The following is a 26,703-nucleotide window of genomic DNA, read 5'->3' on the forward strand; positions in this document are numbered from 1 at the left end:
ATAGCGGCATGAGTTACTCGCTATTCCGCCCCTTCCTGTTCGCGCTTGACCCTGAGGCCGCCCACTGTGCCGCCTTCGCGGCACTCGACGCCCAGGCCTCGCTCGGACTCGCCCGCGTGTGGGCTGGCTATCTGCCGCCGCCGAAGCCGGTCACCGTGATGGGCCTGAGTTTTCCCAATCGCGTGGGTCTCGCAGCCGGGCTGGACAAGGACGCGAAGCATCTGCGCGGACTGGCGCAACTGGGATTTGGCTTCATCGAAGTGGGCACGCTCACGCCCAAACCACAACCCGGCAACCCGCAGCCGCGCATGTTCCGCCTGCCCGAGCATGAGGCGCTGATCAACCGTCTGGGCTTCAACAACGGCGGCGTTGACGATGCCCTGAAGCGCTTGCAGACGCGCGACACCACGGTGCCGGTCGGTGTCAACATCGGCAAGAACGCAGTCACCCCGATCGAGCGTGCCGCCGACGACTACCTGCTGGCGCTGCGGGCCGTGTACACCACGGCCGACTACGTCACCATCAACATCTCGTCGCCGAACACCAAGAATCTGCGCGATCTGCAGGCGCCAGATTCGGTCGCCGCGCTGGTCAGGACGCTCACCGACGAAGGCCGCACGCTCGCCCGCCTGCATGGTCGCCGCCGGCCAATCGCGGTGAAAATTGCGCCGGATCTCGATGACGCGATCATCGCCGACGTCGTTGACGCCATCATCGAGGCCGGTGCCGATGCCATCATTTCCAGCAACACCACCATCCGCCGCGACGGCGTGGCAGGCCACGCGAACGCCCAGGAGGCCGGTGGCTTGAGTGGCGCGCCGCTGACGCAGCGTGCCGACGCCGTGCTGGCGCAGGTGGTGAAGGCGACGAACGGTCGGGTGCCGGTCATCGGCGTCGGCGGCATCATGTCGGTGGCAGACGCCGCGCGCAAGCTCGATCTCGGCGCCAGCCTGATCCAGATCTACACCGGCATGCTGTATCGCGGGCCTGGATTTGTGGGTGATCTGGTTCGCGGACTGGCGTCGCGTGCCTAACTGCCACCCGCCAGCAGGCGCTGCAGCGCCTTGCGCGCTGCCTGCGCCTTGCCGCGACTACCAGCAGTAAAAACGAGGCGCGGCGCGCCGTCGGCTGCGGCGCCGATGTGCTGACGCACTTGCGGATGCGCGCGGGCGACCGTGCTGCGGGCAGCCTGCCTCAGTGCTGATTCCGGCAACGGCCACGGCAGTGTTTCGGTCACGGCTTCCGCTATGGCGTCGCGCATGCCCGCCTGCGCGCGCCACCAGTCACGAAAGCGCGGATGCGCCCGCTCCGGGTGACCGGAAAAGCAGGCGATGTTGCCAGCCGATACGACACCATCGGCCGCGCTGGCGACGTGCGGCGCCAATCCCACTTCGATTCGCCCCGCCTGCAACGCTGCCAGCGCCGCGCGGACGTGATCATCACTTCCCTCACCGAGCCCACCAAAGCAGGCGACCAGCTGGGGGCGCAACCACGCCTCATGTAAGGCCGCTGCAATAGCCACTGGGTCAGCCGGAACCAGCCACGCCCATGCCACGCGAGCGGCACCGCCCGTGCTGGCCGCCAGCTCACGCGTCAAAAACGGCAAGTGCCGGTCAGCACCGGTGGCCAGCGCAAAATCGCCGGCAATGATTACTCCGAGCTCGGGCACCACAGAAATGCAGCGACGGGTGGTCGCCTAGCCGGTGGCGGTCTGGAACATGCCTGCCAGCGCGCGATCAACGATCGGCTCCGACTCGATCATGCGTGCCTTGTCAGTGCGGAACCACTCAGCCAGTTCCTCAGGTGACAACGACGCGGCCTTGCGGCCATGGCGGGTGGTGAACAGGTAGGTCGTTCCTTGCGGACTGACCCACGCAAGCTTGGCGTAGGTCAGTGCGCCCTTCTCATCGCTCATTTCGATCCACTGGTTGCGTTCCATCTGCTTGACCAGCTCGCGGAACGGATCGAAGGCGGTGTCGTTGCTCGCTTCCGGGATTTCGACAGGTGGCGTGTACTCCGGCGTCGTGCCGCGCAGCAGGCCTGAATGCACCTCGAAGAGCTTGTCAAAAAAGGGCGCAACCGTCTCATTTGACAGCGATTTGAGCCCTTCGCGCAGCCGCTTGACCAGTGACGGCACCCGCTGGCTGAGCTGGGCTCGCTCGGCCGGCTGGTCTTTCGGGGTGACGCTCCAGATCAGCTCGTCGAGCGCCTCCACCGCCTTGGCGTACTCGCCGCTTTCCTTGCCACGCTCGAGCAACGCATCCTGCAGGTGCGGCTGCCAGGCAACTTCGATGAATTCCTTGATCGGCTCGGGCAGTGCGTGCTGGCTGATGCGGGCGTCGACCGTGTCCTTCGCCTCACGGACCGCTGCGATGTGGCGATCTGCCGCCTGGGCCTCCGCCGTTTCGGCCTCGATGGAGGGCTTGGCGTTCAGCTCCTGCTCGGCGATGTATTGCTCAAGGTCCACCATGGCGGCAGTGAAAATGCCCAGATCGTCGACGAAGTCGCGACAGATATGGTCAACCACTTCCTGGATCTTGTGGAACAGCGGGTCGTCAAAGCCGTCCTCCGGCGCCCAGCCGATCCCTGCGTCAGCGAGGCGATTGAGCAACTGCCGCCCCGGATGGTTCTTGCGCGAGAAAAACCCGCGGTCAACCATGGCCGCCTTCAGCATCGGAATCTGCAGGCGACCCAACAGCACCTTGATCTCGTCGCGCAGCTCACGACGAGCGAGCACGAAATCGAACAGCATGGCCACGAGCTCGGTGGTCGTTGCGTCCAGCACCGAGATCTCGCCCGATGAGTAACCCGGCACAACCTCGCGCAGCACGGTGCGCGGCGCCGGCGCCGGCGCGGAAAAATCCACCTGCCCGGTGTTCAACTGCATGGTGGTGAGGCTATCAATCAGCCGCCGGTCGACGCCTGCCAGGAGCGGCGACCGGAACGCGCCGTTCGGCGCAAAACCAAGCGCTGCGCTGACCTGCATTGCCTCACGGTTACGCACCACAGAGGCAAGCGACGGATCGGCCGCAGCCGGCCCCCCCGAGATCGCTGGCACTACATGCTGCAGTCGCTCCACCAGCGACACCAGATTGTTGGCGAGCTGCTGCAGCGGAGCCGCATCGGGCTGGGTTGACAACTGAGCGAACTGGGCGCCTCCCATCATGTCGGCGCCGTAGCCGGCACCGCCAAAATCCTGCCCGTAGCCGCCCTGATCCCATGATTGCATGGGCGCGCCTGCCGCACCAGGCATCTGCTGCCCGGCTCCGCCAGCCATGTGCCCCTGCCCTGCCGGCATGCCGCCCTGCGCCGCCTGACCGGGCGCATGGCCCTGACGTTGCGCCGCACGTGGACGCTGGACTGTGACCCCGTTATCGGTCAAATAGCGGTTGAGATCGGCATACACATCGTTGAAACCCAGCCCGCCAATCGTTGACAGCGCACGCAGCCATTGCAGGCGGATATCCGCGGTCGTTTCGCCGGATGCCTGCATGGCCGAAAGCAGCGCGCTGACAATTGACTGCGGCGAAAAAGGATCGTCTTCCAGCTTCAGCGTCGGTGAGCGCTTCAGCAACGCAATTTTCTGGTGAAAGGACGGCAATTCGCCGAGACAGGCGCTCTCGATCGAGCGTGCCAGCGCCCGCGCTGTCACGTATTCATCGAGCACATCGTCGGATTGCAGGGAGAGTTCCTCGACCGCTTTCTCGACCCCCGTCGGCATGGCGCAGGACTTGCGGCCATCGGCCCGTTGCGTCAATTCATCGGCGAACGAAGCAGCGATGGCGCCACGCAGCCGCAACAGCATCGAACGCGCGTCCAGCAACGCGCTGACCTGCTTCGGTTCATACGCTTTGGTCGCGTTGTCGATCAGCAGGTCCGACAGCCGGTCGAATGCCGCTGCAAGCTGCAAGTTGCTGCGATGCAGCATGAGATCGCGGCAACCGTTGAATAGCGCGTTGACCGGGACGGCGGATGCTGCTTCAGTCGGCATGGGCAATTTCAGGAGATTCAGTTAACAAGGAAGTCGGGGCGCACGGTAACGAGAAATAGCCGCAAGAATCAGAGTGACGAAATTTGTCACGTCACAATCTAGCACAGTGGCCTTGCGTTGGTTCACCCATTGCTCAGTTCTTTCCTACTGGCGTGGCGCCGATGCCACGATTTCGGCCCAGGCCTTGTCGAGACGCTTGGCCGAGACCGGGTACGGCGTCTTCAATTCCTGGGCAAACAGCGACACATTCAGCTCCTCGATCTGCCATCGGAAATCGAGCAGAGCGTCGCCAGCAGCCGCGCCGACGCGATCGACCTCGGCGCGCCAGTCGCTCCAGTAGTCAGCCAGCACCGGCGCATGCCGCGTTTCGCGCTCCGGCATGGTCTGATACTTCTCGAGTCGCTTGCCCAGCGCACGCAAATAGCGGGGCAGATGCGGCAGCTGTGCCCAGGGCGTCGCGGCCAGGAAGCCAGGATGCACCAGACGGTCACGCCACGCCGCCAGCACCGGCACGATGGCCTTGTTGCGCACGGCCGGGCCAAACAGCGAGCCCTGCAGGGCGGCATAGGCATCGGCGACCTGCGTGAGCGTGCGCCCGAGCGCCTCGGCAACCACCGGGATGCGCTGCTTGGCGCGGGCGATCTGCTCGCGGTAGTGCTTCTCATCGCGCGGCAGGACGTCGTCGCCGATGATGGCGCGATCGGCGAGCGTGGCCAGAAAATCCGCCAGCAGCTTGTCGGTGGCAATCGCCGTCTTCAGTTGCAGGGCGCTCTGGTTGAAGCCCCCCGGGCCTTTCTCCCAATTGCGCAACTGCTGCTTGAGCTCCAGCGAAATCAACCGCACCACGCCCCGGCGATGCGCGCGCTCGGCCTCCTGTGCCGTCTCGAACAGGCGCACCGCAACCGAAGCGCCCTCGTCCACACAGGCGGGGTAGGCGGTGACATTTCGCCCTGCGCGCTTGACTGGAATACCTTCCGGCAGGGTACCGATCGTCCAGCCGGTAAGGCCGGTCTTCTCGATGTCGACAGCGGCGCCTGATGTGTCGGTCGCTGCCGAGCCTTGAAAAGCCATGCGCGCCGCTTGCCCCAGGTCCTGCTGCAGCTGGCCCAGATCGCGCCCCATCGCCAGCTCGTTGCCCTCTCCGTCCATCACACGGAAGTTGACCGACAGATGGCCTGGCAACTCGATGCGGTCCCACACCGAGGCCGGCAATTTCAGACTCAGATAGTCGCGCAGAAAATCCAGCAGCGCCTCGGGCAGCGGCTTTTCGCGTGGCGTCGCGAGCTCCAGGAACGCGGTGACGGTGTCCGGCACCGGCTGCACCCGGCCGCGCTCAGCCTTCGGAAGCGCCTTCAGGTAAGCCGCGATTTTTTCACGCCAAAGACCCGGAATGAGCCAGCTGGCGAAACGGTCTTCCACAGCGTTGAGCAATGGCAGCGGCAAGCGCACGGTGACGCCGTCCATCATGTGCCCCGGCTCGAAGCGGTAGCTGACGGGCACCTCGAAGTCTCCGAGCTTGAGCGTCTTCGGGAACTGCTCTTCAGTGATCGCCTCGGCGCCGTGGCGCATGAGCTGCTCACGCGACAGGCGTAGCGACTGGTCGCGGCTGCCGCGAAGCTCGGCGCGCTCGGTCGGCGACAGCGTGGCCTGATCCTCGGCCTTGAGCCATTTTTCGAGGTCGGCCCGGGTGGAGATTTCGGACGGAATACGCGCTTTGTAAAACGCGGCGATGGTTTCCTCGGACACCAGTACGTCGGTGCGGCGCGCCTTGTCCTCCAGCGCCTGCACGTCCTTCACCAGCTTCAGGTTGTGCGCGTAGAACGCAGCTGCCGTTTCCACTTCACCCATCGCCAGCGCCACGGCGAAGATTTCGTGCGCTTCGCCCGGCGCAATGCGGCTGTAGTTGACCCGGCGGCGCGGCACGATGGCGAGACCGTAGAGCGAAACGCGCTCGCTGGCCACCACCTGACCGCTGGCGCGCTCCCACTTCGGCTCGAAGTAATTTCTGGTCACGACATCGCCCGCTGCCGCCTCAATCCAGTCCGGGTCGATCTTGGCCAGCGTGCGGGCGTAAAGCCGTGTCGTCTCGGCCAGCTCGGCGGCGACCAGCCATTTCAGGCCTTTTTTGTCGACACCGCTGCCAGGGAACGGATGGAATTTGATGCCGCGCGCGCCGAGGTAGAAGTCACCTTCGTCGCTCTTGACGCCGATATTGCCGAGCAAGCCGGGTAGCAGGGCGCGATGGAAGGCGTCGTAGGGAGCCTCCTTCGCCAGCTCGCCGTCGGTGTTCCAGTTCAGTTCGCGCAACGTCTGCGCCAATTGCCCGTGCAGATCACGCCATTCGCGCAACCGCAGCCAGTTGAGGAATTTCTCGCGACAAGCCTGCACCTGCCGCTTGTGACCGCCCTCTTCGCGCAGATCGACGAAGAATTTCCAGATGTTGAGCAGCGAGAGGAAATCGCTCTTGGCGTCCTTGAACCACTGATGCGCGCGGTCGGCGGCATCGCGCGCCTCGAAGGGCCGCTCACGAGGGTCCGGCACCGAGAGCGCTGCGGCAATTACCAGCACTTCGGACAGCACCCCGAGCTTCTTCGCTTCGATCAGCATGCGACCGATGCGCGGATCGACCGGGATGCGCGCCAGCTCACGGCCGATGTTGGTCAGCTCCGGTGCGTTGGCTTCACCGGTCAAAGCGCCCAGCTCCTGCAACTGTGCGATGCCGTCAGCGATCGCTCGGCTCGACGGCGGCTCGATGAACGGGAACTCCTGCACGCGGCCTAGCCCGAGCGCGGCCAGGCGCAGGATCACACCCGCAAGCGATGAGCGCAGGATTTCCGGATCGGTGAATTCGCTGCGCGCCTTGAAATCCTCTTCGCTGTACAGCCGCACGCAGATGCCCGGCCCGACGCGGCCGCAGCGGCCGGCACGCTGGTTGGCGCTGGCCTGCGAGATCTTCTCGATCTGCAGCAACTGCACCTTGTTCTTCACGCTGTAGCGGTTGAGCCGTGCGAGGCCCGTATCCACCACATAGCGGATGCCGGGCACGGTCAGCGATGTCTCGGCGACGTTCGTCGAGAGGATCACGCGGCGGCCGTTCGAGCCAGAAAAGATGCGCTGCTGGTCCTGCACCGAAAGCCGCGAGAACAGCGGCAGGATCTCGGTGCCCGGTTTCAGCCGTCGGCGCAGGATGTCCTGCGTCTCGCGAATTTCGCGTTCGCCGGGCAGAAACACCAGCACGTCGCCTGGGCCGTTGAGCCAGAGCTCGTCTACTGCGTCGGCGATGGCCTCTTCCAGCTTTTCTTCATCGTCGTCCTCGCTCTCGGCGGAGCGATAGAGCACATCGACTGGATAGGTGCGGCCCGACACTGCGATCAGCGGCGCCGGTTTGCCGTGGCGATCCTGAAAGTGCAACGCGAAGCGCTCGGCATCGATGGTGGCCGAGGTGATGATGACTTTGAGGTCGGGCCGCTTTGGCAGCAGTTGCCGCAGGTAGCCGAGCAGAAAATCGATGTTCAGCGAGCGCTCGTGCGCCTCGTCGATGATGATGGTGTCGTAGGCGTTGAGGAATTTGTCAGTCTGTGTTTCGGCGAGCAGGATGCCGTCGGTCATCAGCTTGATGAAGCCGTCCTGCGCGCCCTTTTCGGTGAAGCGCACCTTGAAGCCGACGCTCTGGCCGACCTCTTCGCCCAGCTCTTTCGCGATGCGAGTCGCCACGCTGCTGGCGGCGATGCGACGCGGCTGCGTGTGGCCGATCAGCCCGTGCCGCCCGCGCCCGGCGGCGAGCGCGATCTTCGGCAACTGTGTCGTCTTGCCCGAGCCGGTCTCTCCGGTCAGCACCACCACCTGATGGTTGCGGATCAGCGAGGCGACCTCGTCGGCCCGCTCCGAGACTGGCAAGCCTTCGGCGTAGATGATCGCTGGCGAACGCGAGAGGCGATCGCGAAAGCGCGCCTCCGCGCGGGCAATGTCGGCGGCGAGCTGATCGGGCTTGAGCTGCTTCGCCTTGCGCTGGATGCGCCAGTAGTCCGCCAGCAGCATGGACTGGCGGTCCAGCGTGGGCGTAGCGCGGGGTGAAATCTGTGAGGTGGTGACGGTCATGCGAGCGCCGGATTCTATGTCAGTCGCTCTTGGCTTTTCGCTGAAACCGGCATTCGACATGGGCTGGATGGACGATTTCGACGAAGTCGACTATGGCCACAAAATTTCTACAGCCCATATCAAATGGGCGTTTTGTCAGAAAGCTGATGACGCCTGTGCAGCTCCCCGAGACGGTAGTTGCCCCAAAAGCAACCGGCAGGAAACTCGCTACACTGCGTCGTCTTCTTCCATTCAACTTGAAAGCCGTTCGATGAAACGCATCAATCGCTTTTTCGCGCTTACCGCCTGTGCCGCCGCGCTGGCCGCCAGTTCGGTGATTGCCAATCCCCTGCGCTGGGCTTCTGCGGGTGATCCGCAAACGATGGACCCGCACTCGCAAAACGAGGGGCTGACCAACTCGGTGAACTCGCAGGTGTACGAGTTCCTGCTGATCCGCGACAAGAAGCTCAAGCTTGGCCCCGGCCTCGCCACCGAGTGGAAGCAGATTGACCCGCTGACCTGGCAGTTCAAGCTGCGCAAGGGTGTGAAGTTCCACGACGGCACGCCGTTCACCGCCGACGACGTGGTGTTCTCGATGGATCGCGCCCGCGCACCCACCTCGCAACTGCGGGTGTACGCCACTCAGGCCGGCACGCCGCGCAAGATCGACGACTACACGGTCGAATTCAAGCTGAAAGAGCCGAACCCGATCTTCCTCGATCATGTGAACCAGATCTTCATCATGAGCAAGGTCTGGTGCGAGAAGAACAACGCTGCCACACCGCTCGACTACAAGAACAAGGAAGAGAAATTCACCTCGCTGAACGCCAACGGCACCGGCCCCTTCCGCCTGGTCAGCCGGCAGCCTGATGTGAAGACCATCTGGAAGAAAAACGACCAGTGGTGGGGCAAGCAGGAAGGCAACGTCACTTCGGTCACCTATTCGTCGATCAAGAACGACGCCACCCGGGTTGCCGCGCTGATTTCCGGCGAAGTGGATTTCATCCTCGACCCGCCGCCGCAAGATCTTGAGCGACTCGAAAAGACGCCGAATGTGAAGGTGATCAACGGCGTCGAGAATCGCGTCGTCTTCATTGGAATGGATCAGGCCCGCGACGAACTGCTGTACTCGAATGTCAAGGGCAAAAACCCGTTCAAGGACAAGCGCGTGCGCCAGGCGATGTATCAGGCCATCGACATCGAGGCAATCAAGACCAAGCTCATGCGCGGCCAGGCCTTCCCCACCGGCGGCATCACGCCGTCGCCGCTCGGTGCTTACAACGACCCGGCCATCGAAAAGCGTCGTCCGTATGACGTGGCCGCCGCAACCAAACTGATGGCTGAGGCAGGCTACCCGCAGGGCTTCGAGGTCACCATGCACTGCCCGAACAACCGCTACATCAACGACGAGAAGATCTGCCAGGCGCTGGCGTCAATGTGGGCGAAGATCGGCATCAAGATCAAGCTCGACGCCCAGCCTCGTGCCGTGTACTTCCCGCGTCTCGACAAGCTCGACGCCTCGCTCTACATGCTGGGTTGGGGTGGCGCCATTACCGATGCCGAAACCACGCTGACGCCGGTGCTGCGTAACCGTCAACCCGGCGGTATCGGTGACTACAACTACGGCAACTACAAGAACGACAAGCTTGATCAGGCCGCCGCAGCGCAAAGCAAGGAAGTTGACCCCAAGAAGCGTGAGGCACTGGTGAAACAGGCGCTGCTTGCCCACAACGATGAGATCAACCATCTGCCGCTGCATCGTCAGGTAATCCCGTGGGCCGCGCGCAGCAACGTGAACGTTGTGCACCGGGCTGACAACTACGTGCAGTACGAGTGGATCACCGTTAAATAGTCCGATATCCGCCACTCGCAACAGGCCGCATAATGCGGCCTGTTTCTTTTCAACGGTGCAAACGTCATGCGTGTCGCCTGGTTCAACGTCGAAAACCTGTTCACGCGCTACGCCTTCGGCAACCCGGTCAGCGAGGCACTGCCCTATGACCGTCAGGTGATTGCGGTAGGCGTCACGGCGGTGGATCGCGGTACCGACGGCGCCGATGGCAACATCGCGCTCGCCGGCATGCAGCGCGACAACACCGCGCGGGTGATCCTCGACATGCAGCCCGACGTACTTGGCGTGTCCGAGGTGGAGAACCTGGCCGCGCTGCGCATCTTCAACCAGCAGTACCTCTCGCACTACTTCGACCGCATCTTTCTGGTCGAAGGCAACGACGGGCGCGGCATCGATGTTGGCATCTGTGTGCGCAAGGGATTCGCCGCCGACGTACTGGGCCTGCGTACGCACGCACATGAGACACTGGAACCCCGACAGAGCGTGGAATGGGGCGTGGTCAGCGACGATGGCGGACCGGTCTATCTGGCACGTAACGCCCTGTTTTCGCGCGATTGCCTGGAACTCGATCTGCGCGTCAACGGCCAGACGCTGACCTTCATGGCCAATCACTTCAAGTCACAGGGCAAGAGCTCGCGGCGTGAACTATTGCCTCCGGATGAATTGCGTACGCGTCAGGCGACCCGCGTCGCCGAACTGGTCAAGACCGCGCAGGCAGCGGGCAAGCTGCCCATTGTTTTCGGCGACCTGAACGTCGATGACACCCACCCGCAGCGCGGGCAATCGCTGGCCCCGCTGATGACCTGCGGCTTGCAGGACAGTTTTGCCGACTTGCCGCGAAACGAGCGCTGGACACACTACTACGTGGTCGGGCAGGATGTGTCGCGTCTCGACTACATCCTGCACGACCCGAGACTCAAGCGCACGTCCCGCGCCATCAATCGCCGCGGCATCACGCTCAAGTGTCGGCAATACGACGGCGAGCGTTATCCAACCGTCGGCTATGCACACAACGCCGCCAGCGATCACGCCGGACTGTGCGTCGAATTTTCGCTCTGACGGTCAATCACGTCCGCGGCGAGATTTCGCCATGCATTCGTCATAATGTGTATTCATCTGCCCACCGTCAAACACATCAAAAGCGCCCCACCATGAGCATGAGTCAACCCTGCACCACTGCGCGCGAGAAAGTTGGCGCCGCTTTTACGTCGCTGTGCACCTTCGCCGCGGCCCTGATCGGCATGGTTTTGCCCGCGGCAGCACAGCAGCCGGTCACAGTCGTCGAGTATTACAACGCCTCGATTGCTACTTACTTCCTGACCGGGCGCGCCAGCGAACAGTCCATTCTCGACTCACTGGTGGACTTCAAGCGGACCGGCATGAGTTTTCAGGCCGTTGCCGCTGGCGGCGCTGCAGCCCCACTGGCACCGGTCTGTCGTTATCGAATCGTGGTCAACAGCGCTTCGGGCGTCACTTCGCACTTCTACGGAATGCCGGCGGATTGTGCGCTGATCGCCAGCGCCGGCCTGACGAACTTCAGTAACGAAGGACTGGACTTCGCTGTGACCGTACCGGCAAACGGTGCATGCCCGTTGTCAGCGCCATTGCCCGTGTATCGCGCATTCCGCAAGCAAACGCAGGTGGATACGCCAAATCACCGCTACAGCATCAGCGCAGCGGCGTATCAGGAGATGCTGGTGCGTGGCTGGACCGGCGAAGGGATAGTGTTCTGTGTGTCGGGCAGCACACCAGAGTCCGCACGCGCCGCACTGATACCGTCCGGGGTGTTTGAAGACCGTTGCGCGGTGCCTCGCGTCGGGTCGAGCCCCTACACCGGCCGCAGCTATCCTGACCGCGCTGGTTCGCTGAGTGACGAAAAGTCCTGGCTGCGTTCGTGGAAAGATGAAAACTATCTCTGGTACCGCGAAATTCCAGATCTCGACGGCGCGTTGTTCAGCACCGCGGTGGGTTACTACGATGCCTTGAAGACACCCGTTTACGTGCCTTCCGGCAAGAGGAAGGACCAGTTCTCATGGTCACAATCGACCGCAGAATATGAACAGTCGGCGGTCGGGGGTGCTTCGTTCGGTTATGGTATTCGCTGGTCTTTCGTCGCCACCTCACCCCCTCGCAAGCTGGTCGTTGCGATGGTGACGCCGGGTTCTCCGGCCGCCAACGCAGGTGTGTTGCGCGGTGACTCGGTCGTCTCCATTGACGGTGTTGATCTGGCGTTCGGCAACGATGTCAATACGCTCAATCGCGGTCTTAACCCCACCGCCAGTGGCGAGTCCCACCGCTTTGTCTTTCAGCCCGCCGCTGGCGGCAGCCGCAACGCGACGCTGGTCGCCACCAGCGTCACCATCCAGCCGGTGCCGCTCAACGGTGTGATCGATACCAGCAGCGGCAAAGTCGGCTATCTGGTGCTGACGACGTTCTCGACCAACAGTACTGAGGCTGCGCTGGTCAATGCCATCGCGGGCTTGCAGCAGGCAGGCGTGAACGACCTGATTCTCGATCTGCGCTACAACAGCGGCGGCTTGGTGGCGATCTCATCACAACTGGCCTACATGATCGCCGGCCCCGCGCGCACCGCAGGCAAGGCGTTCTCGCGCGACAAATTCAATGACAAGCTGCCGTACGGAATTTTCGGCAACAGCGCTGCGGATGTGACCACGCCGTTCTACACCGCAACGCAAGGGCGATCCGTGGCGGCTGGGCAAGCGCTGCCGACGCTGAATCTTGGCCGCGTCTTTGTACTGACCACTGGCAACAGTTGCTCCGCCAGTGAATCGCTGATCAACGGCCTGCGTGGCGTCGATGTTGAAGCGATTACCCTTGGCGGTACCACCTGCGGCAAGCCGTATGCGTTCTACCCGTGGGACAACTGCGGCACCACCTACTACTCAATCCAGATCACGGCGGCCAACAACAAAGGCGAAGGCGACTACGTTGAGGGCTTCTCGGCCACCTGTCCGGTTGCCGACGATCTGACGCGCGTGCTTGGCGATACTCAGGAAGGCATGTTGAGTGCAGCACTGGGCAGGCGCGCCGCTGGCGTCTGTCAGGCCCCGGCCGCGAGTGCGCAGACAAAGCAAACAGCCAACGCTGCCGATCCGGCGCAAGCGATTGGCCTGCGACAACCTGCCAACGAGGCGCTGGCCATCATTGAGCGGCCCGGCCGCGAAGCGGTAAATCCTGGCAGCCAGAAGTCGCTGCCGGTCGTCCGGCCCGTTGCGCCGGTGCTGCTCGGACGGTATTGAGTGGGGCGTGATCCGTGTCTGAACGGAAACTACGGCACATTGGACCTGTGACATGACCATCACTTTGCATAACCTCAATCGCAGGGCCGATAGCCAGCGCCGCGATTGATTGCAGTAAACCGCCCGGTTCGCCGGGATCATTCAACTATCTGGGGAAATTGGATATGACTGTTCGCACACGCAGCGGCACCGAATCAACGAACGGCACCGTGCCGTGGGTCGCCCTTGCCGGAGTGTTGCTGCTCGGTGGCTGCGGCTCCAGCAATGATGTGCTGCTCAACAGCCAGCCGTCGTTCGTCGCTGGTGTCGTGCAACGCGCAACTTTCGACGGCAGCGGCAACGACCTGCTGACGGCCGGTCTCGGCAAAACCGGGCTGCAAAGCGCGGTGTCTCCGACCATCAACGATGCGTTGAATCCGACTGCCGCCGAGCTACGCCGACTGGCGATCTACAACAACTACCGCGCGCTGGTCGACATCACCACCAGCGGCGGCTTTGGTGTGCTGTTCGGCCCGAACGTCGACGCCAATGGCGTGGTCGGCACGGGGGAAGGCAAGATCGCCGGTACCGAATACCTCGCGTTCGCCGACGACGGCACGGGCAAGCAGAATGTCACCATGCTGGTGCAGATTCCGGCGACCTTCAACGCCGCGTCGCCGTGTATTGTCACGGCAGCTTCGTCGGGGTCGCGTGGCGTCTACGGCGCCATCGCCACCGCTGGGGAATGGGGCCTGAAGAAAGGTTGCGCCGTCGCCTACACCGACAAGGGCACCGGCAATGGCGCGCACGACCTGGCAACCAACACCGTGTTCGACATGTTCGGACGGCCAACGACAGCAATGGCCGGTGCGCAATTCGTTGCCACCCCGCCCGCTGGCACTGCCGCCAATAACCGTATCGCGGTCAAACATGCCCATTCGCAGCAGAACCCCGAGAAAGACTGGGGCAAGTTCACGCTGCAGGCGGTGAAATTTGCATTCTTCGCGTTGAACGAGGAACTGGCGCCAAAAGTGAACAACGCGGCAACGGTGAAGTTCACACCGGACAACACGCTGGTCATCGCGTCCAGCGTTTCCAATGGCGGCGGCGCCGCGCTGGCTGCCGCTGAGCTTGATACCGAGGGCCTGATTGATGGCGTCGCTGTTGGCGAGCCGCAGATTCAGCCCGATGGCAGCGGCGGCGCCGTCGTCAAATTCGGCGCGACCACGGTCAGCAACGCTGGCAAGAGCCTGATGGACTACACCGCGCAGGCGATGCTTTACCAGCCATGTGCTGCGCTGTCTTCATCACTGGCCAGCGCACCCGGCGTCGCATTTGTCAACGCAGTCGCTGGCGCCGGGCGCTGTGCCTCGCTTGCCGCGAAAGGCCTGCTCACTGCCACCACCCCTGCAGCTCAAGCTGATGAAGCACTGGCGAAAATTCGTGCCGCCGGCTGGCTTCCCGAGTCTGACCTGCTGCATGCTTCGCACTTCGCCTTCGCGGTGCCGGCCATTGCGGTGACCTATGTCAACACCTACGCGCAAGCCAATGTGGCGGACAATCTTTGCGGCTATGGCTTTGCGGCGACAGGCGCCGACTTCAGGCCGACCGCCATTGCACCGGCTGCGTTCGCACGGCTGTTCGGCACCGGCAACGGCATCCCGCCGTCCAGCGGTATCAACATCGTCAACTTCAACAATCCGACCGGTGCCATCATCGAAGGTGCCGGCTCGGCGTCGGCAGGCGGCGTGTTCGACTACAACCTCGACGGCGCACGCTGCATTGCCGGCAAGCTGAGCGACAACACCGTGGCAGCGAACATCAAGGCCGTGCAGCGAAGCGGCCGCCTGCAGGGCAAGCCAACCATCATCGTGCACGGTCGCAACGACGCGCTGGTGCCGGTCAATCACTCCTCACGTCCCTACGTTGCGCAAAGCAAGGTCAACGACGCGAACAGCAAGCTCAGCTACATCGAAGTCACCAACGCCCAACACTTTGATGCCTTCATCGGCAACGCCGCGCTGCCCGGCTATGACACGCGCTTCATCCCGTTGCATGTCTACTTCAATCGGGCAATGGACGCGATGTATGACAATCTGAAAAACGGCAAGGCGTTGCCGCCTTCGCAGGTGGTGCGTACGACGCCGCGCGGCGGTACCGCTGGCGCGGCGCCGGCCATCACGGCGACAAACCTGCCGGCGATCAGCGCATCGCCTGCGGCTGCCGATGCCATCACCTTCTCGGCCAATACCCTGACCATCCCGCAATAGCATCGCTGCAATGCGGTAGAGCCGCCGCTTCAAACGGCGGCGGCGCCGCTGAACCCTCACTGCAAAATGGCGTAGCCTTCGGGCGCGCCATTTTTTTCGTGATTGACTGCCATGTCCTCGTACCCAAATCTGCTTGCCCCTCTCGATGTCGGATTCACCACACTCAGGAATCGCGTGTTGATGGGCTCGATGCATACCGGGCTTGAGGACAAGGCGGAGCACTTTCCGCGACTCGCCGCCTATTTCGCCGAACGCGCGCGTGGCGGTGTCGGCCTGATGGTTACTGGCGGCTACGCACCCAATATTGAAGGATGGCTGTCGCCCTTCGGGTCACGCCTGGCGACCAGCAGCGCAGCAAAGAAGCACCGTGTGGTGACCGAGGCCGTGCATGCCGAAGGCAGCAAGATCGCGCTGCAAATACTGCATGCCGGGCGCTACGGGTACTCACCGCTGTCGGTGGCCCCGTCGCGGCTGAAATCACCGATTACCCCGTTCACGCCACGCGAACTCAGCGTGCGCGGTATCGAGCGCCAGATCCGGTCGTTCGTGCGCTGTGCGGTACTCGCCCGCGAGGGTGGCTACGACGGCGTCGAGATCATGGGCTCCGAGGGCTACTTCATCAACGAGTTTCTCACCAGCTACACCAACCGTCGCACCGATGAGTGGGGTGGCAGCTATGAGAACCGCATGCGGCTACCGGTGGAGATCGTGCGCCGCGTGCGCGAGGCAGTCGGCCCGGACTTCATCATCATCTTCCGCTTGTCACTGATTGATCTGGTGCCTGGCGGGAGTGTGTGGAGCGAGGTGGTGCAACTCGCCAAGGCCATCGAAAAGGCCGGCGCCACGATCATCAACACCGGTATCGGCTGGCACGAGGCGCGGGTGCCGACCATCGCGACCAGCGTACCGCGCGCAGCATGGACGTGGCTCACGAAGAAGCTCAAACCAGAAGTTGGCATTCCAGTCATCACGTCCAACCGCATCAACGTGCCCGAGGTGGCCGAACAGGTGCTGGCCGATGGTTGTGCGGACATGGTGTCGATGGCGCGGCCCTTCCTCGCCGACCCTGAATTCGTCAACAAGGCGGCACAGGGCCGCCGCGACGAGATCAATGTCTGTATTGGCTGCAATCAGGCCTGCCTCGACCACATCTTCGCGCAGAAAATGTCGAGCTGCCTGGTCAATCCGCGTGCGTGCAACGAGACCGAGCTGGTCTACCGGCCAACGCCGAAGCGGCGCAAGTTCGCCGTGGTCGGCGCCGGGGCTGCCGGCATCGCTGCCGCCACCGTGCTGGGCGAACGGGGTCATGAGGTCCATCTGTTCGAGGCGTCCGACAAGGTCGGCGGCCAGCTCAACATGGCGGCAAGCATTCCGGGCAAAGAGGAGTTTCACGAGATGCTCAAGTACTTCCGGCGCAAGCTCGAAGTCACCGGCGTCAATGTGCACTTCAACACCCGTGCCGAGGCGGCCACACTGGTTTCCGGCGCCTATGACGAAGTGTTCCTCGCCACCGGTGTGACGCCGCGTGACCCGCAGATTCCGGGGCAGGATCACCCCAAGGTGCTCTCCTATGTGGACGTGCTTGCGCGGCGCGCGCCGGTGGGCCAGAAAGTCGCCATCATCGGCGCCGGCGGCATCGGCTTCGATGTCGCGGAATTCCTGGTCAAGGGCGATCACTCGCCGACGCTTCATCTCGACGAATGGCTCGCCGAGTGGGGCGTGGTGGATCCGACCACCGTGCCGGGCGGCGTGGTCAAGCCGAAACCGGCCGCGCCGCTGCGTCAGATCACACTGCTGCAACGCAAGGTAGGCAAGCCCGGTGCCGGCCTTGGCAAGACAACCGGCTGGATTCATCGCGCCGAGCTCAAGTCACGCGGCGTCGAGATGGTCGGCAGCGTCAACTACGAACAGATCGGCGATCAGGGCCTGCTGGTGAGCTATGGCGAAAAGCGCGAGAACGCGACCTGGCTTGACGTCGACAACATCATCCTCTGCGCCGGACAGGTGCCGTTGCGCGAGTTGCAGGAGCCGCTGGTCGCTGCCGGCATGAAAGTCACGCTGCTGGGCGGCGCTGATGTGGCGTCAGAGCTGGACGCCAAGCGGGCAATCAATCAGGCCAGCCGGGCCGCCGCCGCAGCCTGAGCGCCGGCCCTGACACATCGCGGCCGTCGCAGCGCGTTCTAAACGCCGCAGCCGCTACGCGGGCCACCAGAAACGCAACACCCACCGGGCGCCGGACCGGCCCGCGAAACGCAGCGCTGGCAGGCGGTGAAACAAACGCCTAACATCGCGGATTGATACCCTGTCCGGTCTGTGGCCGATCGCTGCGGAAAGTTTGCCGGACGCGAAGCATTCGACACAAGGAGGAACTGCATGAAATCCATTCATTCGCTCGGGCTTGGCGCCCTGGCCGCGGCCGTTTTGACTGCCTGTAGTGGCGGCGGTGACGTCGCTACCGGCCCGGCGATCGATCTGACCACCGGGCGCGGCACACTGGTCGCCAATCCGCCGGTCACACTGGCCAGCATGCCCACCGCTGCCGACGTCAGCGCGACGTTCTCGGCGTCGGCCACCGGACGCAATCTGCTCGCCATTGCCGGCACGCCGAAGTGCGGCATCAACTTCCACTACATGGAGTACAACACCGTCGGCGGCAAGGGCGAGGCCACCAATGCAACCGGCGGCATCATGGTGCCGAAAGGCACTGACGCCGCTTGTACCGGTGCGCGCCCGGTGCTGCTCTACAGCCACGGCACCACGGTCGAAAAGGGCTACAACATTGCCAGCCCGGCCAACAGTGAGGCCGCCCTGCTGGCGGCGATGTACGCTGCGCAGGGGTTCATCGTCGTGACCTCGAACTACGCTGGCTACGACGCCTCGCGCCTGCCCTATCACCCCTACCTCAACGCCGAACAGCAGTCCAACGATATGGTTGACGCGCTGCGTGCGGCCCGCAAGGCGTTCCCGAACATCGGCGCCAGTGACTCGGGCAAACTGTTCCTCTCCGGCTACTCGCAAGGTGGTCACGTAGCGATGGCAACGCACCGTGCGATGCAGACGACCTATTCCAGCGAATTCAAGGTGACGGCCGCCGGCCCGATGTCCGGTCCGTATTCGCTGGTGAAAACCTTCCAGACCGTTTACGCGGGCGGTGTCAATGCAGGCGCTACTGTATTCACGCCGATGATCCTGACCAGTTGGCAGATGGCCTACGGCAACATGTACACGTCGACCAGCGACGTCTACGAAACGCCGTACGCGAGCGGGATCGAAACGCTGCTGCCGGGCGCGCTGACCTTCAACCAGTTGTTCACCACCGGCAAGCTGCCGACCAAGCTGTTCGCCAGCGGCGCCCTGGTGACCGGTGATCCGTCGCTCGACGCGCTGTTCGCCGCCGGGGTGGGCACGCCCAACCTGCTCAAGCAGAGCTATCGTCAGGCCGTGCTGTCGAACCCGCAGCATCCGGCATGGGTTGCCGCCGCCAAGAACGACCTGCTCGGCTGGACACCGACACGTCCGATCGCCATGTGCTTCGGCGCGCAGGATCCTACGGTTTACGGCACGAATACCGCCGACGCGGCCGCTTCGTTCGCCTCCAAGGGCGCATCGTCACTCATCACAGTGATGAACCTTGAAGACGCGGCGACTGTCGGCCCGACGCTGGCTGGCGGCTTTGCAGCTGCCAAAGCCGCCGCAGCGGCCGATCCGACGCTGGGCGCCACGCCGGCAGAGCGCGTTGTCGGTGCCTATCACGGCTCGCTGGTGCCGCCGTTCTGCAACGTCGCCGTGCGTACGTTCTTCCAGGGCGTGCTGGCGTCGGGCTTGTAAGCTCAGTCGGACAGCATTGGCTTTCTCTGGAAAGCCTTGTTCGAACGGGCCTTCGGGCCCGTTTTTCATTTTGTCGACTATTGCCACTTTTCCGCTCCGAGCCCATATCCGGTGCGGCTCCGGGTAAATAGCTGCTTCACGGTTCCCGGGCAGTCGGTGCATTTCGTAACGGCAAGCCACTCACCATCGACACCGTCCACGGCCGCAGCCCGACCGCAACACCCACCGTCTGCCGTTCTTTCGACGGCAGCATGCTGTCGAGCTCGGCGAGCTCATGCACCTCATCGGCGAGCCGCTCCAGCTTGCGTTTGAGCACCTCAAAGCTCGCGTTCGACAGCTCGCGGAATTCAAAACGGAACATGCCACCGACCTGATCGAATTCCGGTCGCAGGAATTCGCCCACCACCGCACGACCATAGGCCAGCTCGATCGGCCCGCGCCGGCGCAGACGCAGGTTGCGCGCCACCTTCATGCGCACCTGATCGCCCGGCAGCAGATCGAGCACGCCGATGCCATCCAGCTTGCGCAGCAGCGAGAACACCTGCGACCGCGTGAATTCATACTTCGCCACGATGTCGTCAATCTGCCAGCCGTTGTAGGCCAGATAAAACACGCCCAGCAGCACGCGGTCCTTCGCCAGCGCCTGCTCCTGCTTCACGGTCAGCTCCTGGGCGCGCGCCTGCTCGCCACGGGCGAGCTTGGCCAGCTCGAAGACATCAATTTCCAGCGCAGCGCAGACCTGCTCCAGCCGCTCCAGCGTGAAAGTCCCCTGCGAGAACAGGCGCTTCACGCTCGCTTCCGACAGCGCGATCCGCTCTGCCAGATCGGCATAGGTCACACCGCGAGTTTTCAGCACCCGTTTCAGGGTCGAGATCAGTGGGCTCATCTGGCACCTTCCGTCGGCACGGCGACGATTCTGTCATCCGTTTTGCTGCCGCTACGTTATCGCAAGCAGGCGGGGCTTTCCCGTGTTTGGATGATTTTTCAGGGGAGAAACTGTCCAGATGTTCGCTGCAGTGGTCGCTGGTTCGGTGCCTATAATCGCCCAACTTACAAGCGCGATGCCCAAGCTCGCGCCGAAGCAAAAGAAAGGTCCCACCCTGGCTCAGGCCAAAGAGATCAACGCATTCCTCGCCTCGGTTGAACGCCGTGCCTTCAAGCATGCGGCCTACGCCGTGCGCGACGATGATGCGGCGCTCGACATCGTGCAGGACTCGATGATGAAGCTGACCGAGAGCTATGCGGACAAGCCAGCCGCAGAGCTGCCGATGCTTTTCACCCGCATCCTGCAGAACACCATCCTCGACTATTTCCGCCGCACCAAGACGCGCAACCAGTACGTCACCAACTTTTCCAGCCTGGGTGGCGCCGAGGCCGACGACGACTTTGACGTCCTCGAAATCCTCGAATCGCAGGACAGCGCGGTCGGCAAGGATCAGCCGCTCGCCGCACTGGAACAAGGTCAGGCGATGGGCGCCATCGAGGAAGCGCTGGCGAAGCTGCCGGCGCGTCAACGGGAAGCGTTCCTGCTGCGTTACTGGGAAGATATGGATACTGCCGAGACGGCTGCCGCCATGGGCTGCTCGGAGGGAAGCGTGAAAACACACTGCTCCCGCGCGGTTCATGCCCTGCAAGGTTTGCTGCGCCAGAAAGGGATCACACTATGAAAAAAGAACAAATCCTCCTCCCCGATCAGGAACTCGATCGCGTCGGCAAGGCGTTGCGTCCTTATCTCGACGCCGGCGCCGAGAACGTCAAGCCGGGCGTCGCGTATCGCCTGGCGGAAGCTCGCCGGGCGGCGATTGCTTCGCTTGAGGCACAACCCGCCAGCGCCACGGTGGTCAGCGGCGGTACGCTGACCATCGCCGGTGGCGTTCGCTCACGCCTGACCGACTGGCGCTTCTGGGCCACTGGTCTGGTAGTTGCCGCTGTTCTGTCTACCGTTGGCTATCAGCAGTGGAACGAATACGTCACCGCCCGCGATACGGCTGATGTGGACGTGATGCTGCTCGCCGATGACGTACCAGTCGATGCCCTTCTCGATAAAGGCTTCTCCCATTTCCTGCGGGAAGAACAGTGACACCACGGCACGGTAACCTGCTTTCCGCAGCAGCGGCCGCGAACGTCCAACGACTCGCGGCCGTTTTGCTTTTCTCGCTCGGGCTGTTGTTCTCGCCGGGCGCGATGGCGCAGAAGTGGCAGGACCTGAAGCCGGAAGAGCAGAAAGTTCTCGCGCCCCTGCAGGCGGACTGGGGCACCCTGTCAGATATTCGCAAGAAGAAATGGCGCGAGATCGCCGCCAAATACCCGACGATGCCGCCTGATCAACAGCAGAAGCTGCATGATCGCATGGCCGGATGGGCCAAACTGACGCCCGACGAGCGACGCAAAGCGCGAGAACAGTACAACGAACTGAAGACCCTTCCCGCAGAAAAGCGTGCGGCCGTACCGCAGAAGTGGGACGAATATCGCAATCTGCCGCCAGAGAAGCGTGACGAACTGCGCAAGAAGGCGGCCGAGCAGCCCAAGCCAGCCGTCCCCGCCCGCTCGGCATCGCCCTCGGCGAAGACTCCGCAGGCCGCTCCTGCGCCGGCCGCAACGGGCACTGCCCCGACGCAACCGGCGCCGGCTGTGCCACCCTCCAGTCCGGGCAAATAGCTGCTGTCTGCTTCGCGGCCCGCGTGTGGCGGCCGCGCGGTGGTCCCGCCGATCGACCGCCGGACGCCAGAAACAGGCGTTGCCTTAACATTGCGGCCCAATGTCTGCGCCCACTGTTCCCCTGTCTGCCTCAACACCTGCCAGTCCGCCAATCGCGGGCCTCTGGCGTCGCTTCGGCGCCTTTGTCCACGAGCTGCTTTTTCTCGTCGCCTATCTGTTCATCGTTGGCCTGATCTTCGCCTCGCTGTCGGGCGAATCGATGAGTGCCGGCCGCCCGCAGGTGCTGACCGGACCGGTCGCCGTGTTGCAGCAGGCCTACCTGTTTCTGTCGATAGGCGCCTACTTCATGTATTTCTGGATCGACGGGCGGCGCACGCTCGCCTTCAAGACCTGGTCGCTGCGGCTGCTTTCTGTCGACGGCGGTACAGTTTCTCGGCGGCAGGCCGTCATCCGCTACCTCGCCACCTGGATCGGCCCGGCGCTGGGGCTCGGCATGTTCATGCTGATCGGTACCAAAGGCAGCGCCTGGTGGATTCTTGGGCTGTTCGCCAATTTCCTGTGGGCATTTGCAGACCGTGAACGGCAGTTCCTGCACGACCGGCTGGCCGGCACGCGGGTGGTCTTTTCGGCACAATAGCTTTTCTGTGGAACTGCCAACGGAAAAGGGCTCTGAGCCCATTTTTTCAAATATCGACTGTCGTTATTTTTGCAGTCGGAGCCCAAATCAAATGAGCTTTCCCCGCAAAAGCTGATCGTCCAGTTCGCCGTGTCAGCCACGTGCAAAACTTGCTCCAGTAGAATTCGTTGTCAATAACTCCAGCGTTCGCGACCTGCCGAGCGCTCCGCCCGCGCCATGCGCAAATGGGTTCTCCCCGATTACGTTGAAGATGTGCTGCCGCCCGAGGCGCAGCGCATGGAAGCCACGCGCCGCGCGCTGCTCGACAGCTTCGCCGCTGCTGGCTACGCACTGGTCAACCCGCCGCTAATCGAGCATCTCGAAGCCCTGCTCACCGGCACCGGCCGCGACCTTGAACACAACACCTTCAAGCTGATCGACCCGCTCTCCGGCAAGCTGCTCGGCGTGCGGCCTGACATCACGCCGCAGGTCGCGCGCATCGACGCCACCTATTCCGGCAGTGACGCCAGCACGCCGCGCCGCTATTGCTACGCTGGCGAAGTGTTGCGCGCCGAGGCCAGCATCGGCTCCAGCCGCGCGCTGACGCAGGTGGGCGCCGAGCTGTTTGGCGATGCCACCGTCAACGGCGACGTGGAAATCGTCCGGTTGATGATCGCGTCCGCCAAAGCGGCAGGCGCCGCGCCGCTGCTGCTCGACTGCGGCCATGTCGGTGTGTTCAAGGCGCTGGCGCAGCACTACGAACTCTCGCCCAAGGCCACCCAGGCGGCCGACGCCGCGCTCGCCGCCAAAAGCAGCACCGCGCTGTCCGACATCAAATCGCTGTCCGACGAAGCCCGGCAGACGCTCGCCACGCTGACCACGCTGTTCGGCCCAGCCAAGACCGTGCTGCAACGCGCCCGCGCCGCGCTGCCGCGCAACGCCACGATCACCGCCGCGCTCGACCAGCTCGAAGCCGTCGCCACCGCCATCACCGAATCTGGCGCGCAGTGCTCGCTCGACCTCGCCGACCTGCCGGGGCTCGACTATCACACCGGCCTCGTCTTCGTCGCCTATCTGCAAGGCACAACGCATGTCGTCGCCCGCGGCGGCCGCTATGACGGCGTCGGTGAAGCCTTCACCCAAGGCAATGCCCGCGCACGACCGGCGACCGGTTTCTCGTTTGTTGATCTGCGGGCGCTGGCCGAGGTCACCGCGTGAGCAGCGGCAGGACGACGCGCGTCGCTGCGCTCGCGCTAGGACGACGGCCTGGCTTCGGGGGCCTAGGACGCAATGATTTGCGACCTGTCCAGCCCAAATCACCCTCCGAACCGGCCAAGGTGAGCGCAATTGATAGTCGCACTCTTCTCCTCTTCTCACATCGCGTCCTAGCGAGCGAATGCGAGCGTCGTCTTAGGCCGCCGCAGGCAGGCCGTCGTCCTAGGGCGCGTAGCGCCCGTCGTCCTTCCCCACCAATCAGGAACACTGTAAATGCCACGTAACGTCGTCGTCATCGGCACCCAATGGGGTGACGAAGGTAAAGGGAAAATTGTTGATTGGCTCGCCGAACAGGTGCACGGTGTCGTGCGCTTTCAGGGCGGCCACAATGCCGGCCACACACTGGTCGTCAACGGCAAAAAGACGGTGCTGCGCCTGATTCCGTCGGGCATGCTGCATCCGCACACCACCTGCTATCTCGGCAATGGCGTCGTGGTGTCGCCCGCGGACCTGATGAAGGAAATCGGCGAACTGGAAGCCGCAGGCGTTGAAGTGCGTTCGCGCCTCAAGATTGCCCACGCCTGCCCGGTGGTCGCGCCGTATCACGTTGCGGTTGACCAGGCCCGCGAAGCCAAGCGCGGTGACGCCAAGATCGGGACCACCGGCCGCGGCATCGGCCCGACGTACGAAGACAAGGTCGCCCGCCGCGCCATCCGCCTGCACGACCTCACCGAGCCGACGCTGGAAGCCAAGCTGAAAGAAGTGCTCGAGTATCACAACTTCATGCTGGCGAATTACCTGAACGCGCCAACGGTCGATTACGCGCAGACGCTTGACACGCTACGCAAGGCCGGCGAACAGATCGCACCAATGCTGGCCGACGTCTCGCACGCACTGACCGAAGCACGCCGCCATGGCAAACCGCTGTTGTTCGAAGGTGCGCAGGGCACGCTGCTGGATGTGGATAACGGCACCTACCCCTTCGTCACCTCGTCCAACTGCGTCTCGGGGGCCGCTGGCCCCGGCGCCGGCGTGGGCGCGCGCATGATCGATTACGTGCTCGGCATCACCAAGGCCTACACCACGCGCGTCGGCTCCGGCCCGTTCCCGACCGAGCTGTTCGACGACATCGGTGCCGGTCTGGCGAAGCGCGGCAATGAATTCGGCTCAGTCACCGGCCGCCCGCGTCGCTGCGGCTGGCTCGACATCCCTGCCCTCAAGCGCAGCTTCGAGATCAACGGCGTCGATGGCATGGCGATCATGAAGCTCGACGTGCTCTCGGGCATGGACGAGATCAAGATCTGCACCGGCTACGACTTCCGCGGCGAATGGATCGACCGCCTGCCGTACGGCTCCAGCGCCGTTGCCGACTGCAAGCCGGTGTACGAAACGCTGGCTGGCTGGAAGGAATCGGTGTTCGGCATCCGCAAGTTCGAGCAGTTGCCGATGAATGCGCAGAGCTATCTCAAGCGCGTCGAGGCGCTGACCGGTGTGCCAATCGCGCTGGTGTCTACGGGCTTCGAGCGCGACGACACCATCCTGATGCAGCACCCGCTGAACTAGGACGACTGGCGCTCCGCGCCCTAGGACGACGCGCTCGCTTCGCTGGCGCTAGGACGACGGCCTGCCTTCGGCAGGCCTAGGACGCGATGATTTGCCGACTGTCCTGCGGCCAGACACATGGATTGCAAAGTCAAGCAAACGCGCTGCCGGGCGGCGAAGCAACGCCCCGTCGCAAGTCCTCGCGTCCTAGCGAGCGAATGCGAGCGTCGTCCTAGGCCGCCGCAGGCAAGGCCGCCGTCCTGGCGCGAAGCGCGACGTCCTGTCTCTCGCGCTAGACTATTGCTTTCATTTCCAAACATTGCGTCCTAGCAAGCGAATGCGAGCGACGTCCTAGCGCAAGCGAAGCGACGCGCGTCGTCCTAGCGCGAAGCGCGACGTCCTGAACCATGACCGACACCGGCCACCTTTACGTCACCTGGCAACGCTACCATCGCCTGATCGAAAAGCTGGCGCTGGTGGTTTACGATTCGAAGTGGGAGTTCGACCACATCATCTGCATCGCGCGCGGTGGCCTGCGCGTGGGCGACCAGCTCTCCCGCATCTTCGACAAGCCGCTCGCGATCATGAGCACGTCGAGCTATGTCGAGGAAGGTGGCACCGTTCGCGGCAAGCTGCTGGTGTCGGAGCATCTGACGATGACCAGTGCCACACTGGGGGATCGCGTGCTGGTGGTCGACGACATGGTGGACTCCGGACACACGCTGCATGTGGTCAAGCAGGAGTTGCCGACGCGCTATCCGCACCTGAAAGACGTGCGCACCGGTGTGCTGTGGAAGAAGGGCGTCTCAACCTTTCATCCCGACTACTTCGTCGAGTTCCTGCCCACCAATCCGTGGATTCATCAGCCGTTTGAAGGCTACGACTCCACGCGCCCGCACCAGCTGTCGCGAGAAGACTGAGTGCCCCGTTCGATCCGTTCGTGGTCCCGTGCTCTTCCGTTCGTGGTGAGCTTGTCGAACCATGAACGCGCCTGACACGCCAGCCGGCTATTCCGGCACCCCGCTTGCAAAGAAGCTCGGCATCAAGCCCGGAACTGCGGTCTGCGCCGTCAATGCGCCGGCCTACTACCGCGATCTGCTCGCGCCGCTGCCAGCTGATGTCACGTTTTCAACCAACGTGACACCCGGCGCTGGCCTCGTCCACCTTTTCGCCCTCGCCCGCACCGACCTCGTCGCCGCACTGGAACGCATCCGTCCGCTGCTCGCAACGGACGGCATGATCTGGGTCTCGTGGCCGAAGAAAGCGTCGAATGTCCCCACCGACATCACCGAGGACACCATCCGCGCCGTTGCGCTGCCGATGGGGCTGGTTGACGTCAAAGTGTGCGCAGTGGACGCCACGTGGTCCGGGCTCAAACTGGTGATCCGCAAAGCCCTTCGGTAGTCACCCGCCGG

General features: G+C 63.5%; 19 protein-coding genes. 15 read left to right on the forward strand and 4 right to left on the reverse strand.

Features of this window, described 5'->3' with window-relative positions; all coding sequences use genetic code 11:
* Positions 1-8: 8 nt before the first annotated feature.
* Complete coding sequence (locus FKL89_RS12135) at positions 9-1,034, forward strand: quinone-dependent dihydroorotate dehydrogenase (RefSeq protein WP_156863000.1); 1,026 nt, start codon at positions 9-11, stop codon at positions 1,032-1,034.
* Here FKL89_RS12135 and FKL89_RS12140 read toward each other — a convergent pair.
* The 3 genes from FKL89_RS12140 to hrpA form a co-directional block, all read right to left on the reverse strand.
* Positions 1,031-1,669: a molybdopterin-binding protein gene (locus tag FKL89_RS12140; protein WP_162527504.1), complete on the reverse strand. Its 639-nt coding sequence runs from the start codon at positions 1,667-1,669 to the stop codon at positions 1,031-1,033. The two genes, FKL89_RS12135 and FKL89_RS12140, sit on opposite strands and share 4 nt — an antisense overlap.
* Positions 1,670-1,696: 27 nt before the next feature.
* Positions 1,697-3,991 carry a DUF1631 family protein gene (locus tag FKL89_RS12145; protein ID WP_156863002.1) on the reverse strand — a complete coding sequence of 765 codons (2,295 nt, stop codon included), beginning with the start codon at positions 3,989-3,991 and terminating at the stop codon, positions 1,697-1,699.
* Positions 3,992-4,135: 144 nt separating this feature from the next.
* Complete coding sequence (hrpA, locus tag FKL89_RS12150; RefSeq protein ID WP_156863003.1) at positions 4,136-8,089, reverse strand: ATP-dependent RNA helicase HrpA; 3,954 nt, start codon at positions 8,087-8,089, stop codon at positions 4,136-4,138.
* Positions 8,090-8,339: 250 nt separating this feature from the next.
* Between hrpA and FKL89_RS12155 the strand changes: the two genes are divergently transcribed.
* The 6 genes from FKL89_RS12155 (at position 8,340) to FKL89_RS12180 (ending at position 19,257) form a co-directional block, all read left to right on the forward strand.
* On the forward strand, positions 8,340-9,920 hold the full coding sequence (locus FKL89_RS12155) for an ABC transporter substrate-binding protein (RefSeq protein WP_156863004.1): 1,581 nt from the start codon (positions 8,340-8,342) through the stop codon (positions 9,918-9,920).
* Between the two features lie 66 nt (positions 9,921-9,986).
* Positions 9,987-10,979: an endonuclease/exonuclease/phosphatase family protein gene (locus FKL89_RS12160; RefSeq protein ID WP_156863005.1), complete on the forward strand. Its 993-nt coding sequence runs from the start codon at positions 9,987-9,989 to the stop codon at positions 10,977-10,979.
* Between the two features lie 98 nt (positions 10,980-11,077).
* A complete protein-coding gene (locus tag FKL89_RS12165; protein ID WP_162527505.1) occupies positions 11,078-13,180 on the forward strand; it encodes a S41 family peptidase in 2,103 nt (700 codons plus the stop codon).
* A gap of 164 nt (positions 13,181-13,344) precedes the next feature.
* Complete coding sequence (locus FKL89_RS12170) at positions 13,345-15,429, forward strand: 3-hydroxybutyrate oligomer hydrolase family protein (RefSeq protein WP_156863007.1); 2,085 nt, start codon at positions 13,345-13,347, stop codon at positions 15,427-15,429.
* A 111-nt stretch (positions 15,430-15,540) separates the two neighbouring features.
* Entirely contained in the window at positions 15,541-17,571 is a 2,031-nt protein-coding gene (locus FKL89_RS12175) for an NADPH-dependent 2,4-dienoyl-CoA reductase (RefSeq protein ID WP_156863008.1), read from the forward strand.
* Between the two features lie 231 nt (positions 17,572-17,802).
* On the forward strand, positions 17,803-19,257 hold the full coding sequence (locus FKL89_RS12180; protein ID WP_156863009.1) for an alpha/beta hydrolase family protein: 1,455 nt from the start codon (positions 17,803-17,805) through the stop codon (positions 19,255-19,257).
* Between the two features lie 136 nt (positions 19,258-19,393).
* Here the strand turns inward: FKL89_RS12180 and FKL89_RS12185 are convergent, their stop codons facing one another.
* On the reverse strand, positions 19,394-20,143 hold the full coding sequence (locus FKL89_RS12185; RefSeq protein ID WP_156863010.1) for a helix-turn-helix domain-containing protein: 750 nt from the start codon (positions 20,141-20,143) through the stop codon (positions 19,394-19,396).
* 214 nt (positions 20,144-20,357) lie between these two features.
* On the opposite strand from FKL89_RS12185, the gene FKL89_RS12190 reads away from it, so the two are divergent.
* The 8 genes from FKL89_RS12190 (at position 20,358) to FKL89_RS12225 (ending at position 26,692) form a co-directional block, all read left to right on the forward strand.
* Entirely contained in the window at positions 20,358-20,924 is a 567-nt protein-coding gene (locus FKL89_RS12190) for an RNA polymerase sigma factor (RefSeq protein ID WP_156864681.1), read from the forward strand.
* A complete protein-coding gene (locus FKL89_RS12195) occupies positions 20,921-21,337 on the forward strand; it encodes a DUF3619 family protein (protein ID WP_156863011.1) in 417 nt (138 codons plus the stop codon). Before FKL89_RS12190 ends, FKL89_RS12195 begins: the two co-directional genes overlap by 4 nt.
* Positions 21,334-21,915 (forward strand): DUF3106 domain-containing protein, encoded by a 582-nt coding sequence (locus FKL89_RS12200; RefSeq protein ID WP_156863012.1) that lies wholly within the window; start codon positions 21,334-21,336, stop codon positions 21,913-21,915. Before FKL89_RS12195 ends, FKL89_RS12200 begins: the two co-directional genes overlap by 4 nt.
* Before the next feature lie 100 nt (positions 21,916-22,015).
* Positions 22,016-22,552, forward strand: a complete 537-nt coding sequence (locus FKL89_RS12205; protein WP_156863013.1) for an RDD family protein — start codon at positions 22,016-22,018, stop codon at positions 22,550-22,552.
* A gap of 216 nt (positions 22,553-22,768) precedes the next feature.
* Entirely contained in the window at positions 22,769-23,749 is a 981-nt protein-coding gene (locus FKL89_RS12210) for an ATP phosphoribosyltransferase regulatory subunit (protein WP_156863014.1), read from the forward strand.
* Positions 23,750-24,019: 270 nt separating this feature from the next.
* A complete protein-coding gene (locus FKL89_RS12215; RefSeq protein WP_156863015.1) occupies positions 24,020-25,309 on the forward strand; it encodes an adenylosuccinate synthase in 1,290 nt (429 codons plus the stop codon).
* A gap of 386 nt (positions 25,310-25,695) precedes the next feature.
* On the forward strand, positions 25,696-26,208 hold the full coding sequence (locus FKL89_RS12220; RefSeq protein ID WP_156863016.1) for a phosphoribosyltransferase: 513 nt from the start codon (positions 25,696-25,698) through the stop codon (positions 26,206-26,208).
* A gap of 61 nt (positions 26,209-26,269) precedes the next feature.
* A complete protein-coding gene (locus FKL89_RS12225) occupies positions 26,270-26,692 on the forward strand; it encodes a DUF3052 family protein (RefSeq protein ID WP_156863017.1) in 423 nt (140 codons plus the stop codon).
* Positions 26,693-26,703 lie beyond the last annotated feature (11 nt).

Source organism: Casimicrobium huifangae, assembly GCF_009746125.1.
Lineage (GTDB): Bacteria > Pseudomonadota > Gammaproteobacteria > Burkholderiales > Casimicrobiaceae > Casimicrobium > Casimicrobium huifangae.